This window comes from Streptomyces sp. cg36, from assembly GCF_041080675.1.
Lineage (GTDB): Bacteria > Actinomycetota > Actinomycetes > Streptomycetales > Streptomycetaceae > Streptomyces.
Genome location: NZ_CP163520.1, coordinates 7846990 through 7860578 on the forward strand (window position 1 = coordinate 7846990; position 13589 = coordinate 7860578).

The 13589-nt window shown below is 70.3% G+C and carries 10 protein-coding genes and 1 pseudogene; 5 read left to right on the forward strand and 6 right to left on the reverse strand.

The features are described 5' to 3' along the window. Nucleotides 1-33: 33 nt before the first annotated feature. Nucleotides 34-527 (reverse strand): annotated as a pseudogene (locus tag AB5J87_RS34585) (hypothetical protein). Between the two features lie 237 nt (nucleotides 528-764). On the opposite strand from AB5J87_RS34585, the gene AB5J87_RS34590 reads away from it, so the two are divergent. Both AB5J87_RS34590 and AB5J87_RS34595 read left to right on the forward strand, forming a co-directional pair. Beyond that, nucleotides 765-1139, forward strand: a complete 375-nt coding sequence (locus tag AB5J87_RS34590) for a hypothetical protein (RefSeq protein WP_369382693.1) — start codon at nucleotides 765-767, stop codon at nucleotides 1137-1139. 325 nt (nucleotides 1140-1464) lie between these two features. Beyond that, nucleotides 1465-2268 (forward strand): GNAT family N-acetyltransferase, encoded by an 804-nt coding sequence (locus AB5J87_RS34595; RefSeq protein WP_369382694.1) that lies wholly within the window; start codon nucleotides 1465-1467, stop codon nucleotides 2266-2268. 90 nt (nucleotides 2269-2358) lie between these two features. Here AB5J87_RS34595 and AB5J87_RS34600 read toward each other — a convergent pair whose 3' ends face one another. Continuing rightward, entirely contained in the window at nucleotides 2359-2871 is a 513-nt protein-coding gene (locus AB5J87_RS34600) for a hypothetical protein (RefSeq protein WP_369382695.1), read from the reverse strand. Between the two features lie 910 nt (nucleotides 2872-3781). Here AB5J87_RS34600 and AB5J87_RS34605 point away from each other — a divergent pair. Beyond that, complete coding sequence (locus tag AB5J87_RS34605; RefSeq protein WP_369382696.1) at nucleotides 3782-8008, forward strand: hypothetical protein; 4227 nt, start codon at nucleotides 3782-3784, stop codon at nucleotides 8006-8008. A gap of 64 nt (nucleotides 8009-8072) precedes the next feature. Here the strand turns inward: AB5J87_RS34605 and AB5J87_RS34610 are convergent, their stop codons facing one another. Continuing rightward, complete coding sequence (locus tag AB5J87_RS34610) at nucleotides 8073-8642, reverse strand: DUF6461 domain-containing protein (protein ID WP_369382697.1); 570 nt, start codon at nucleotides 8640-8642, stop codon at nucleotides 8073-8075. 125 nt (nucleotides 8643-8767) lie between these two features. After that, entirely contained in the window at nucleotides 8768-9694 is a 927-nt protein-coding gene (locus AB5J87_RS34615; protein WP_369382698.1) for a DMT family transporter, read from the reverse strand. Nucleotides 9695-9789: 95 nt separating this feature from the next. Between AB5J87_RS34615 and AB5J87_RS34620 the strand changes: the two genes are divergently transcribed. Then, nucleotides 9790-10719: a LysR family transcriptional regulator gene (locus AB5J87_RS34620; RefSeq protein WP_369382699.1), complete on the forward strand. Its 930-nt coding sequence runs from the start codon at nucleotides 9790-9792 to the stop codon at nucleotides 10717-10719. 86 nt (nucleotides 10720-10805) lie between these two features. After that, nucleotides 10806-11465, forward strand: a complete 660-nt coding sequence (locus AB5J87_RS34625) for an MSMEG_1061 family FMN-dependent PPOX-type flavoprotein (protein WP_369382700.1) — start codon at nucleotides 10806-10808, stop codon at nucleotides 11463-11465. Nucleotides 11466-11622: 157 nt separating this feature from the next. Here AB5J87_RS34625 and AB5J87_RS34630 read toward each other — a convergent pair whose 3' ends face one another. Both AB5J87_RS34630 and AB5J87_RS34635 read right to left on the reverse strand, forming a co-directional pair. Continuing rightward, nucleotides 11623-12612, reverse strand: a complete 990-nt coding sequence (locus AB5J87_RS34630; protein ID WP_369382701.1) for an aldo/keto reductase — start codon at nucleotides 12610-12612, stop codon at nucleotides 11623-11625. 267 nt (nucleotides 12613-12879) lie between these two features. Continuing rightward, the gene (locus tag AB5J87_RS34635; protein WP_369382702.1) at nucleotides 12880-13533 is read right to left on the reverse strand and encodes a fasciclin domain-containing protein; all 654 of its coding nucleotides are present in this window, start codon (nucleotides 13531-13533) and stop codon (nucleotides 12880-12882) included. Between the last annotated feature and the right edge of the window lie 56 nt (nucleotides 13534-13589).

Sequence of the window (13589 nt, forward strand, 5' to 3'; positions counted from 1 at the left end):
CGTCGTGTCCTGTCGTGGTGACAACCAAGGTTTTCAGTGGAGACCGATGTCCGGCGCGTCCAGGCCCAGACCCCTGCGTATCGCGACCTCGACGGGTGAGTATGTTCCGTCGGTCCTTTCCAGTTCGTACGGAAGGGCGGGCATCAGCGGCGGCTGTGCCATGAAGCGGGGGCGCGCGCCATGGTGCGGCTGCGCGGCGTGAACCAGGAAGGGGTGGCAGAGGAAGACATCACCCGGAGACCCGGTGGCGAGCGCGATCGGCCGGTGGTCGGACGCTGCCCCGCACCGGCCAGCAGGTCGTACGCGTGATGGAGCGCGGGGGAGTTGGGTGCGGCGGCGAACGGCCCCTGCGCCATTGCGGCCACCCAGTGCACGGGCCGGGTCCACGTCGCCGGATCGTCCGGGGAGCAGCCCGTCTCATGCCACAGCAGCCGCGCGCAGTCCGCGGCCACGCGGGGCGCGACGGCGCCCTCCAGCTGCACGAATCCGTCGCGCAGAAAACGGGAGATCAAGGTCGTGTCATCCATGACCCCATCGTGCGCTGGCACTGGCCCGGGACGCCCGACACTATCCGTACCGCCTTTGTCGGGTGTCCCACGCGGCCCGTCGGTGGCTGAAAACCACGAGGTATGCCCCAACTCGCCGACGTGCCAGGGAAGTTCTTCGTGACTCCGGGAACGGATTGACGCTATCTACTGTCTTACTGGGCGTACATCCCAAAGGGAACGAAGAGAATGAAAGGCGAAGACATGTACGTATCTGGCATGCGCAAGATGGTCGCCGCCGGAGCGATCGCCGCGCTCTCCGGCACGGGGATCCTGCTCGGCGGCAGCGCGGCATCGGCGGCGCCGAAGCCGGCGCCCGCCGCACACCAGGCCCCTGCCCCCGCCCCCGCCCCGGCGGCCGGACCCACGGGCAAGGTCGTCGCCAACGGCGGGCTGTGGGTGCACCAGAGTGCGACCACCACGTCCAAGCGGCTCACCCTGCTGCCCAACGGCACCGTGACCGCCCTGCAGTGCAAGAAGGCCAGCCAGAACGTGGACGGCAACAAGCTCTGGTACAAGCTCGGTGCGGGCAAGTCCGGCTGGGTCGCCGCCCGTTACGTGAAGAACCTCGCCCCGGTGCCGTACTGCAAGTGATCTCAGTGGCCTGATCGGAGATCAATGGGCGTCTGTCCCGGCGGCGGCCGGACAGGCGCCCGCGGCGCGTCCGTCGGCCAGGACGACTCCGGCGGTTCGGAGCCCCACGGAGAGCCGTGGAGTCCACGGAGGTGCACGGGCATCCGCGGAGCGCCGGGCCGGAGAACGGCGATTGGCCCAAGGATCTTGGTTGAGATTGGCTCGGTCACCTGACACATTGCGTCGTTAGGTTGGACGCACGACGAAGACCGGACCGACTTCCCGTTCCGGACATCGTCCGCCCCTCCGCCTGGACCGCCGCACCGTGACCGAACAGGAGCCACCGATGGCCGATACGTCGCAGACCACCCCCGACACCCGTGTCGAGGACCGGAGCGGGCAGGGCAGCCCGGATCACCTTGCGACGCCCGGTGGGGCGGCGATGCGGCAGGCCCGCAACTCCGCCGCGTTCTGGGCCGCGACGGGTGAGTCCCGCGGCGACGAGGTGGTCCGGCGAGGCGGGTTCCTGGCCGTACTCGGCGGCGAGCGGGCCGGAACGCGCATCCTGCTGCAGGAACCGGACTTGGACGCGGCAGAGGTGGCCGAACTGACCGAGCTGGTCGGCCGGTCGAAGGGTTCGGTGTACGTGGAGGACCCGTTCAGCTCCACCGGCCTCGGCCACCTCGGCATGCGCGACTGGCAGATGCCGATCATGGTGCGCCCGCCCGGCCCGGTCGCCGCCCCCGCGATGGAGGTGGTCCTCGCCAGGAGCGCCGAAGAGCTGGGGGCCGCCGAGCAGATCGTGATCGACGGCTTCGAGCTGACCCAGTTCGAGCCCCACCGTCCCGGCGAGATGTTTCCCGAGGCGCTGTCCCGGAAGCCCGGTGTGGACGTGTTCCTCGCCATCCTCGACGGCGAGGCGGTCGGAGCCGGTGTCACCGTCGTCCACGAGGGTTTCGGCAGCCACTACTGGGTCGGTACGCCGTCGACGCGCCGCTCGCGTGGCGCCGGGCGTGCCGTCATGGTCGGCTCGCTCGCGCCCATGGCGCACCTGCCGGTGACCCTCACCGCCTCGCGGCTCGGACGGCCGCTGTACGAGTCGCTGGGCTTCACCGTGGTCACCCCGTCCACCTGGTGGGCCTCGCAGTGACCGCCGCCGGGCCCGCATCGGGACCGCTGTAGCGCGAAGCCCCGCCGGAGAGCTCCAGCGGGGCTTCAATGTGGGGCGATCAGAGGGGTGTTACGCCCAGCCGGTGCAGGTGCGGCCGCTCCAGTCGCCGTGGTAGAGACAGGCGCGGATGGTGCGGTCGCTGGGGTCGTAGAACATGCCCGAGCGGGTGATGTAGTAGTTGCTGTTGGCCCCCGCCGAGATGGTCCAGTCGCCGCCGGCCTGGCGCTGGCCGAGGATCTCGCAGACGGTGTGGTCGAGGTGGCAGCGCTCGACGTACATCGTGTACTCGTTCTGGTTGCTGCCGCCGGGGAAGCGGGCCCGGGCCCAGGCATACGGGTCGGAGTCCGTGGTGCCCTTGCGGAGTTCGATGGTGAAGCCGCCGCCGAAGTCGTACGGGCCGGAGGCGGTGAAGGGGCCGCTCTGCCAGGTCTGGACGTTGGGGTCGTGGCTGTCGCAGGTGTAGCGGGCACACGCGGCCCACGCCGTGCCGGGCATCACGATGAGGGCGGCGAAGGCGGCGAAGATGCTGGCCAGAGCCAGACCGGCGCGCGAACGGACGCGCTTGGGCAGTGCTGTACGCATGAGGTTGCTTTCGGATGAGGCCACGGGGTGTCCCGTGGCGGCAGTGTGTGGGTGAGACGCGAAACGCCGGCTCGGCGCCCGGCGCCCTGTGCAGTGGGCGCGGGCGAGTGCCTTCCCGGCACGTATCGTGGGGAACCGGCCCAGTGGGCTGTCCTTGGACCAGTGAGCGGCATCAGCCGACTCGATGGTGGCCTGCGGACTTTGCCGTGTCTTGGGGCGGGAGTGCTCAGACGGGACGGCGCGGCTGTGCCGGGCGGTGTGCCCGTGCGGCCGGGCCGGTGAGCGGGTCAGCCGCTGCGGCGCTGAAGGTGCCGTGCGGACGTGTCTGAGTACGAGTCATATGCGTTTCCCCCCGGAATCGTACGTTCCGGCGTGACAGTACCTGACATGTCCACAGGAAACCAACAGGTGCTCTCCGGAACTTACATGGGGTCGGGGAATGTCCGTGATGGGTGGACGTGGTGGGGTAAACCATCCTGTGGCCGGGGTGGGCAACTGGGCTGCTGGTGGGCTGTGATGGGTCGAGGGTGGGCGCATGGGGTTCCTGTTGGTTTCCTGTGAAGGCGTCCGGTACCGTCCGTGCTGCAAGTACGGCGGGGGAAGGCGCTGAGCGCTCCGTACTGGTTTTCCGGGGGGTCGTACGCCGCGCCTCGACCGGTGTCCATCGGGATGCCGGACGCGCGACGTGCGGTGTCGCGCGATGCCTTCCTTCAGCTGCGAAACCATTGAAGGAAGACCCGTGACGTTCTCTCGAAGAGCGCGTGCGTCCTGGGCGGTTGTGGCCGCCGGAGCAACGCTCACCGGGCTCATACAGGCTGCCGCCTGGGCCCAGACCAGTACCGCGTCGGATGGGGCCGCGGCGCGGCAGGCATCCGACCCCTCCGAAGTCCCCTCCGCGCGGCGCGACGCCGTGCTGGGCTCCGCCTGGAAGTCCTCGCAGGACCGTGCGTGGACGACCACCGCGGACGGGGCGGGCTTCCACCTGCTGACCGCGGACAAGCGCGAAGGCTACGTGTGGAAGACGGCCGCCACATTGTCGGAGCCCGGCTTCGACGCGGACATGTGGATCGGCAACGCGTGTGTGACCGGCTCGGGCACCCGTGCCGTCGTCGTCTACGCACCGCGCACCTTCACCAACGACCCGCAGCTGATGGCCCGGGGCGGCTTCACCGCCGTCGTGGACCTGACCAGCGGCAAGGTGAACAAGCTCGATCTCCAGGCGTCGCTGTCGTACTACAATCCCGGCTGCGGTACGGACGAGACGGCCGTGCTGACCCAGTCCGCCGGTCAGGACAAGAACGAGACGCGGCTGGTCAAGGTGGACGCGACCACCGGCAAGCTGAGTCCCGCCGTCGTGGTGAAGGGCCAGGTCACCTCCGCCGTACCCGCGGGCCAGGGCACGGTCGCGGCTGCTCGCGGCACGCAGGTGCTGTCCATCGGCGCCCAGGGACAGACCTCGGCGCTGGCCCGCACCACCGGTGTGCCCTACCGTCTGGTGCCCGACAGCCAGGGCGGCATCGTCTTCCTGGACAACGGCCGCGGCGCCCAGCACGGGACGACCAAGGTCAAGCGCATCCCGGGCGCGAGCCCCGGGCGTACCGCGTTCATGCGCCCCCAGCCAGTGGTGCTCGCCGAAGGGCCGGTCGGCTCGACCGGCCTGGCCGCCGGCGCCGGCACGGTGTACGTGACCGGACAGACCCGCCTGGCCGCTACGCAACTGCCCTCCTCGGTGCGCCAACTGGCAGGCTCGCCCAAGGACGCGACGGTCACCACGCGCGGCGAAGGCATCGTCAGCGGAACCCGGTGGGCGGACGGCAAGGACTCCCGGTTGCAGCCGCAGGACGCCACCTCGGCCCGGCCTGTCGCCATCTCCCTGTCCGTTCCCGCCACTGACCAGCAGGCCGCGTTCACGGTGGACCCGCAGGCCCGGCCGTCGGCCCACGCCGGAGAGGGCAAGGCGCCCTCCCCGAAGCTCACGGCACCTCGCGGCAGGGCCAAGAAGGCGCTGCGGGGCGCCACCGCGGGCGGGGACCCGTCGCAGACGCCCATCGACGACGACCGCACGTGTTCGGTGCCGCGCAACGACCCGCGCAATCAGGCGATGCAGCCCAAGCCGCGCCAGGTGGAGTGGGCGGTCGACCAGGCCATCGTGGGCAATCTGAACGCGAAGGTCTCCCGGCCCGCCAACTGGAAGAACCTGGGCATGCCGGCCTATCAGCCGCAGACCCTCTTCCCCGCCCCGTCCCTGGACGGCGGGGGCCGGGTGCCCGCGCAGGTGCTGCTGGGCGTGACCGCCCAGGAATCCAACATGTGGCAGGCATCGCGCAGCGCGGTGCCCGGAGTCACCGGCAACCCGCTGATCGGCAACTTCTACGGCATCAACCTCTACGACGCCGACACGTCCAACGACTGGGACATCCACTGGGACAAGGCCGACTGCGGCTACGGCATCACGCAGGTCACCGACCACATGCGGATGGCCGGACGTGAGGACGGGCACGGCGGGGCCGCCTGGCCCTACGAGACCCAGCGCGCCGTCGCCCTGGACTACACCGTCAACATCGCCGCGGGTCTGCAGATCCTCGCCGCCAAGTGGAACGAGACCCACGCGGCGGGTCTGACCCTGAACGACGGCGCCCCGAGCCGCCTGGAGAACTGGTACTACGCCCTGTGGGCGTACAACTCCGGTTTCCACCCGCAGAGCGAGGCGGGCGCCAACGGTGGCGCCTGGGGCCTGGGCTGGGCGAACAACCCCGCCAACCCCGAGTGGGACGCGGGCCGTCTGCCGTTCATGGAGAAGGCCGACGGCAACGACGACGCCGCTGCCGCCGCGCACCCGCAGAACTGGCCCTACCCCGAGAAGGTCCTCGGCTTCGCCGCGCACCCGCCCGCGTACCTGGAGTCCCCGGGCACCACGGTCGGCGCCTTCCGCAACGCGTGGTGGAACGGCAGCGACAAGGCGGTCACCGTCCAGGGCAGCGCCAAGTACAACCGCGCGCACGTCAAGCCGCCGGAGGAGTTGTTCTGCGACGCCTCCAACAACTGCGACCCCGGCCGGATCAGCGACAGCGCGAGCAACACCGACGCCGCCTCGGGCCCCTGCGGCCGCGCCGATTTCAAGTGCTGGTGGAGCAAGCCCGCCACGTGGAAGAGCGACTGCTCGTACAGCTGCGGCAATGAGTTCGTCCGCTTCAACACCACCTACGCCGAGGAAGCGGACGGCACCGCCTACCCGCCGCACTGCGGCAACTCCGACCTGCCCTCCACCGCGACGATCGTCGACGACGTCCCCACCAACGTCCCCTCCATCCGCCCGAACTGCCCCAAGTACTGGGACAGCTACGGCACGTTCACGCTGGACTACTGGCGCAACGGCGTGGAGGTCACCTACCCCGGCAAGGCCGACACGCATCAGCTCGGCGCCGGTTTCGGCGGGCACTTCTACTTCACCCACACCCGCAAGGACGACGCCAAGGGCCAGCGCCTGAAGGTCACCGCCAAGTGGCGGGTCATGATCGAGGGTCAGGCCAAGGTCATGGTCCACATCCCCGACCACGGCGCCCAGACCACGCAGGCCCGCTACGAGATCGACACCGCGCTCGGCACCGAGACCAAGGTGATCTCCCAGGCGGGCAACACCAACCGCTGGGTGCCGCTCGGCGCGTACCGCTTCCACGGCCCGGCCGAGGTGCGGCTGTCCAACATCACCGACGACGGCACGGGTGACCAGGACATCGCCTTCGACGCGGTGGCCTTCATGCCCTACACGGCGCCGGCGGCCGTTCCCGACGTCCGCCTGCCCGACGCCGACCCCAATGCCCCTGATCCGGAGGACGACGACACCATCAGCGTCCTGTCCGGCAGCCCCGCCGGGCTGAAGGCTTCATCGGGTGTCACGTCCGCCGGGTCGGCTTCCTCCGCCCCGTGGCTGACCAGGAGCTGCGCCCCGGCCAAGGGCAAGAAGAACACCACGTACTGCATCGGCCCTTCGGCCACCGCGGCTCCCAAGGGCCTGACCGGAAAGCAGCGCGGCCTCGCCGCCTCGGCAGCCACACCGTTCTGCTCGGCCAACAACGCCACCCGGTTCTTCACCCGTACCAAGGGCTGTCTGCAAGGGCTGATCGATGTCGAGCAGACCGTCAACGGCACGCACTTCGCGACCTGGACCTACAGCTACCAGCAAGAACTCGACCTGGACGTCGCCAGCGAGAAGTTCACGCAGAAGATCTCCCTGACGCCCTACCGGGCAGACCCGAAGATGCTGGCCGTCAGCGTCGACATCACCCCCTCGTGCAGCCCGAACTGCAACACCGGCGCCGTCAGCTGGTCCGCACCGAACCTGTGGGCCACCGCCGCGGACAGTCACACCGCGACGGCCAGCGTCGAGCAGGCGTGGACCGGCACGTCCGGCAACGACAAGATCAACCTCAACTGGGTCATCTCCGGCAAGGTGGAGGGCAGGCAGACCTCCACCTCCAGCTACTCCTCCGGCCAGATGTCCGTCCGCTGCGACCGTGAGGCCAAGGCGACCAAGGGTCCGGGCTGCGTCTTCCCGGAGTACACCCCGACCTACGTGGTGAACTCGTACAAGGACCCGTCCGCTGCCGCCTACTACTGGATCGTGATGCAGAAGCTGCCCTCGCACCCGGGCAGCAGGGACCACAACGCCCCGTTGAACTACCTGGCCGACAAGTCCCGCCAGGAGGCCAACCGGGACATCATCTGCCCCACCAGCGGCCCGAACAAGTGGGTGGGCAACCCGGTGTCCGTCATACCGGGCAAGACGGCGAGCTGCGACGAGTACCCCTTCGCCGCCACCTACCAGAGCGGCGGCATGCCGCCGCAGGCCGTGGCCAACGGCAAGGAGTGCCTCCAGCTCTACTCCGCACCCCTGGCCGGCGGTGGATGGACGCTGCTGGAGGACACCACGTACAGCCGCGTGAACACGTGGGACGAGATCTGCGCCCGGGCCAGCATCCCCAACGACGAGAACTCGGGGGCGCCCAACCGGATGGGTCTGCACTTCGTGCCCAAGAACCGGATCATCGACAAGGACAAGTACTTCCTGAGCACGCCCGGCTTCGAGGAGTGCAAGGACCTTTCGCAGATCTGCTGGTTCCGCAGCCGCAAGAGGTAGACAGGGTCTGACACAGTGAGGGGCGGGGGCTTGGGCTCCCGCCCCTCACCGCTGTGTGGCGAACTCAAGGGAGCATGACCGCGGTCGATGCCCCGTCCTCCAGTTGCCGACGAGGCAGCGAGAGGCCGAAGACGGTCTCCGCCGATCGCAGCATCCACTCTTCTCTGCTGCCCTCGCCCAGCTCGGCCAGCCCCTCGGCAGTGAAGAAACCGCCTGCCAGCAACGCCTCGCGCAACCGGCCCGGTGCCGCACCCGCCATCTCATCGGCTGACACACCCGGCTCGAAGTCCGCCAGGACCTGCCCGCCCGCGCCGTGCAGAAAGCGTCGCGGACCGGTACTGCTCAGCAGCACGACCGCTTCCCCGTCCTGCGACAGGCGCGGCAACGTAGGAGTGTCGGTCGCTGCGTCACTCCACAGCTCCAGCGCGAAGGCCCACTCGCCGCAGACGCCCACGAGCGCCACCGGGCACTCGTTCATCGCCAGTGCGAACGCCTCCTCGACCGTGACGTCGGGCCGCAGGTCTCCCGGCCCGGCGCCCATGCGCCGCGCCAGTTCGACGATGTCCACCCCGCGTACGAACGTGACGCAGTACGCGTCGAACGCCTGCGCCATCCAAGCCAGCCCGTCGGACATCTGACCTTCCTTCGTATGTCCCGGACACGCCCGAACGCGTGCACGTGCAGGGACCTTACCCGAGCGCCTTCGCCCCGGCCGGAGTGCGTAGGCGCCCGGCACACGCCTTGAGGTGCCGAGGCCCCTCACGCCCCGGTGGGCGCCTCGGCACGCCCCGCCACCCCCTGCGGGATCGTGCTGCCGCGATGGGTGCGTTCGATGCTCTGTCCCCAGTACGTTCCGGTGACCAGGAGAGCCGCCCCGAGGGCCGCGAGGGTGGTCAGCTTCTCGCCGCCGAGGAGGATGCCCGTCATGACGGCCCACACCGGCTCGGTGCCCAGCAGCAGACTGGCCCGGCTCGCGGAGCTGTTCTGCACCGCCCACGTCTGGGCGAGGAAGGCGAACACGCTGCAGAACAGGGCCAGATAGACGAGCCGGCCCCAGCTCCCCGCGTCGATGCGCGTCAGGTCGTCCAGTCCGTGTGCGGCCGGCACCAGGAAGAGTGCCGAGCCGACCACCGTCTGGATGGTGGTGAGTGGCAACGGCCGCACGACACGGCCCTTCGTCGCACGGCCCACGAGCGCCACGTGCGCCGCCCGTACCACCGCGGCGGCGAGCATCAGCAGATCACCGGCGCGCGGTGCGTGGAAGCCGCTGCCCGACATCAGCAGGGTGACGGCCAGCAGACACACCCCCGTCGCGGCGAAGAAGCGCGGCGGCAGCGGGCCGTTGCCCGCCGTGCGGTCCAGCAGCGGTGTGAGCACGATGGTGAGGCTGATGATCAGCCCGGCGTTGGCGGCACTGGTGTGGGCGACGCCGTACGTCTCAAGGACCAGCACGGCGGCCTGGGTGACCCCCAGCAAAGCCCCGACGCGCACCTCGTCGCGGGTGTAGCGCCCCTGGTTTTGGGCGGTGACCAGGACCAAGCAGGCGATCGCGGAGATCGCGTAGCGCGCGAAGAGCACGACCAGGACGGGCAGGGCGTCGGTTGCGGTCTTGGCGGCCAGATAGCTGGAGCCCCAGACCAGGGCGACGAGGAGGAGCACTGCGTCAGTGCGGCGGGCGGAGAGCACGCCCCCACGCTGCCTCCCATCCACTCTGAAGCCAAGAGCGATGTTCTTAAGGGATCTTGAAGGATCTCTACAGCATCGGTCTCTACACTGCGGGAGTGAACGAACGACAGCTGCAGATCCTGCGGGAGCTCGGCGAACTGGGAAGCGTCACCGCGACGGCCGAGGCGCTGCTCATGACTCCTTCGGCCGTCTCCCAGCAGCTGCGGCTGCTGCAGCGTTCGGTCCCCGTCCCGCTCACCGAGCGCGACGGACGCCGACTGGTGCTCACCGATGCCGGGGAGGCCCTGGCCAGGGCGGCCATCGAGGTGGAAACCGCACTGGCCAAGGCGCGCCACACCGTCGAGGAGTTCGTCGACCGACCCGACGCGGATGTGTCGCTGGCGGCCTTCCACAGCGCGGCAGCCGCGTTCTTCCCCCTGCTGGTGCGCGGTGGGACCGGCCCGCGGCGGCCTCGGCTCGCGCTCGCCGACGAGGACGTGGCGCAAGAGCACTTCCCGCGGTTGACCCGCGACTACGACCTCGTCCTCGGCCACCGTCTCGACCACGCACCGCCGTGGCCGGACTCGGTCGCCGCGAGCACGCTGCTGCGCGAACCGCTCGACGTGGCCCTGCCCGCCGACCACCCCCTCGCCGCGAAAAGACGCCTCACCCCGCGCGACGTGGCCGATCAGCCATGGATCACCGTGCACGACGGGTTCCCGCTCATGGCGACCATCGACGCCATCGCAGCCGCCGCGAACCGGCAGCTCGACATCGTCCATCGCATCAACGAATTCACCGTGGTCGCCGAAGTGGTGGCCGCCGGTGGCGGGCTGGCCCTGATGCCGCGCTGGACCACTCGCCCGCACCCCGCACTGGCCTTCCGCCCCCTCAGCGGCGTCCACACCCGGCGCCACATCGATGTGCTCCACCGCCCCGAGCGCCCCGCGCGGCGAGCCGTACGCACGGTCCTGCGGGAACTGCACCGGGCGGCCAGGACGATCCGGGACCGGGACGCCCACGCCCGCTCCGGCGACACCGGCTGACGAAGCCCGGCGCGGCCGGTCGCCGGCCGAGCCCACTCACGTACCGAGGACGGTCGGCCGCGAGGTCTCCCACTAGGGTCGAACGTATGACACGCCCCCTTGCCACCAGCGCCTTCGACTCGCTCCGCCTCGACGCCGTATCCGATCAGGAGGCGCTGAGGCGGGCCTACGCACTCCCCGGCGACGCGGCCGTGCGCAAGCAGATGACCGAACTCACCGACCAGACACGGCGGTTGATCGGATGTGCGTCGCTGGTCCTCGTCGCCAGCGCGGACGCCGAGGGCAACTGCGACGTGTCCCCGCGCGGCGGCCCCGCCGGGTTCGTCGCCGTCCTGGACGCGCGGACGGTGGCGATACCGGACGCGACCGGCAACAAACGTCTCGACACCCTCCAGAACGTCATCGCCACCGGACGGGCCGGTCTGCTGTTCGTCGTCCCGGGGCGCACCACGACGCTGCGGGTGAACGGCCGGGCCTGCGTCTCCACCCGCCCGGAGCTGCTGTCGCAGCTGACCCCTGTGGGCAAACCCCCGGCCAGCGCGCTGGTGGTGGGGATCGAGGAGGTCTACCCGCACTGCCCCAAGTCGCTGCTGCGCAGCGGTGCCTGGAAGCCGGAACAGTGGCTGGCCGCCGACGCCCAGCCGACCTCGGCCGAGGTGACGCTGGCCCAGCTGCGGATGCCGGAGCTGACGATCGCCGACATCGAGCGGGCGGAGGCGGAGTCGCTGAAGTACCGGTACGAATAGGGGGCGGGCCGGGCGTCGTCCGTATCGCGGCGCCCGTGGCTGCGTAGGCCGGGCGGTCACCCGTGTCACGGACCCCACTGCCGGCGCAGGCGGGGCCGAGCGCGAGGGGCCGGTAAGCTCACCAGGGCCGTGCCCGAGCGGCCCTGCGGCCCCACCGTCAGCGGTTCACCGCCCGCATCCCGTTCTCGTCGTAGCGCTCGCCCGCCGCCTCGGGCACCTCGGCCTCGATGCGGGCCAGGTCCTCGGCGGTCAGCTCGACGTCCGCCGCGCCCGCGTTCTGCTCCAGGTAGGTGCGGCGCTTGGTGCCCGGAATCGGTACGAGGTGCTCGCCGCGGGCCAGCACCCAGGCGATCGCCAACTGGGCCGGGGTGATGTCCTTCTCGGCCGCGATCTCCTTCACCTTCGCCGCGAGCCGCAGGTTGGCCGCCAGATTGGCCTCGGTGAAGCGCGGGTTGCCGCGGCGGAAGTCGTCCTGGTCGAGCTCCTCCGGCGAGCTGAAGCGGCCCGCGAGGAAGCCGCGGCCGAGCGGGGAGTACGGGACGAAGCCGATGCCGAGTTCCCGGCAGGCGGGGAGCACCTCGGCCTCGACGTCCCGCGACCACAGCGAGTACTCGCTCTGGACGGCCGTGACGGGGTGGACGGCGTGCGCGCGGCGGATGGTGTCCGCGCTCGCCTCGCTGAGCCCGATGTGCCGCACCTTGCCCTCGGCGACGAGTTCGCCGAGCGCGCCGACGGTCTCCTCGATGGGCACGGCCGGGTCGACCCGGTGCTGGTAGTAGAGGTCGATGACGTCGGTGCCGAGCCGGGCGAGCGAACCGTGGACCGAACTGCGCACGTGCTCGGCGGAGCCGTCCTGGCGGCCCACCGTCGACATGTCGCCCGGTACGGCGCTGTCCATCCGGTAGTTGAACTTGGTGGCGATCACGTATTCGTCGCGGTGTCCCCGGATCGCCTCGCCGACCAGGGACTCGTTGGTGAGCGGTCCGTAGACCTGGGCGGTGTCGAGGAAAGTGACGCCGAGGTCCAGGGCGCGCCGGATGGTGGCGACGCCCTCGTCCTGGTCGGCCGTGCCGTAGAAGGCGGACATCCCCATACAGCCGAGGCCGATGGCCGATACCTGGAGGTCTCCCAGAGTGCGCTGTCGCATGTGACGTCCCAGCCTTTCCGCTGGCCCCTCCCGACGGCCCGGGGCCCCTCCGGCTCCTGGCCGGGGCCGGGGCCGCCGGTGGGGCCTCGTGTCCTCGTGTCCTTGGGGAGGACCTTACGGTGGCGGCGCCTGGGGGAGGCGGACCGCCACGGCTGTGCGACGGCCCTGGGTGAACGCGTGCGGCCCGGCCGGGACGTGTGGCCGCCGCTGTTTGCGGGACCGCACGCCCCGGCGGTCGGTGGCCGCGCGGAACGGCCGCGCACCGGCCTACTTGGGCATGAGGACCGTGTCGATGATGTACACGGTGGCGTTGGCGGTCGGGACGTTGCCGCAGACGACGTTCGCGGAGTCGTTGACCTTGTACGTGGTGCCCGAGCCGGTGGTGGTCAGCTTGCTCTTCGCGAGGGTGTCGAAGGAGCCGTTCGCGAGTTGCATGGGGGTCAGCTTCTGGCCGACCACGTGGTAGGTGAGGATCTTGGTGAGGGTGGCCTTGTCGTTGAGGACCTTGTCCAGGTCGGCCTTGGGGATCTTCGCGAACGCGTCGTTGGTGGGTGCGAAGACGGTGATGTTCTGGGCGTTGTTGAGGGTGTCGACCAGACCGGCCTTCTTCACCGCGGCGACCAGCGTGGACAGCGCGGGGTTGTGGGAGGCGGCGGTGGCCACGGGGTCCTTGGCCATGCCGTCGAAGGAACCGGCGCCGCCCTTGGGCACCGACGCGCACGCGGGGCCGAACGGCCCGTCCGTGGTGGGCGCGCCGTCACTCCCGGACGGTTGCGAGGCGGACGATGCCGTGGCGGTCTCCGAAGGGGAGGCGGAGGCGCTGTCCTTCTTGCCGTCGTCGCCGCAGGCGCTGAGGGCGAACGGAAGGACGGCAGCCGCGGCCACGGTGATGGCGATCCGGCGGAAACGCAGGGCGTTCATGGCTTCTCCAGTGAAACGGGGGTGTGAAATGCGGTGTATGGGTACGGCGGTCGCCA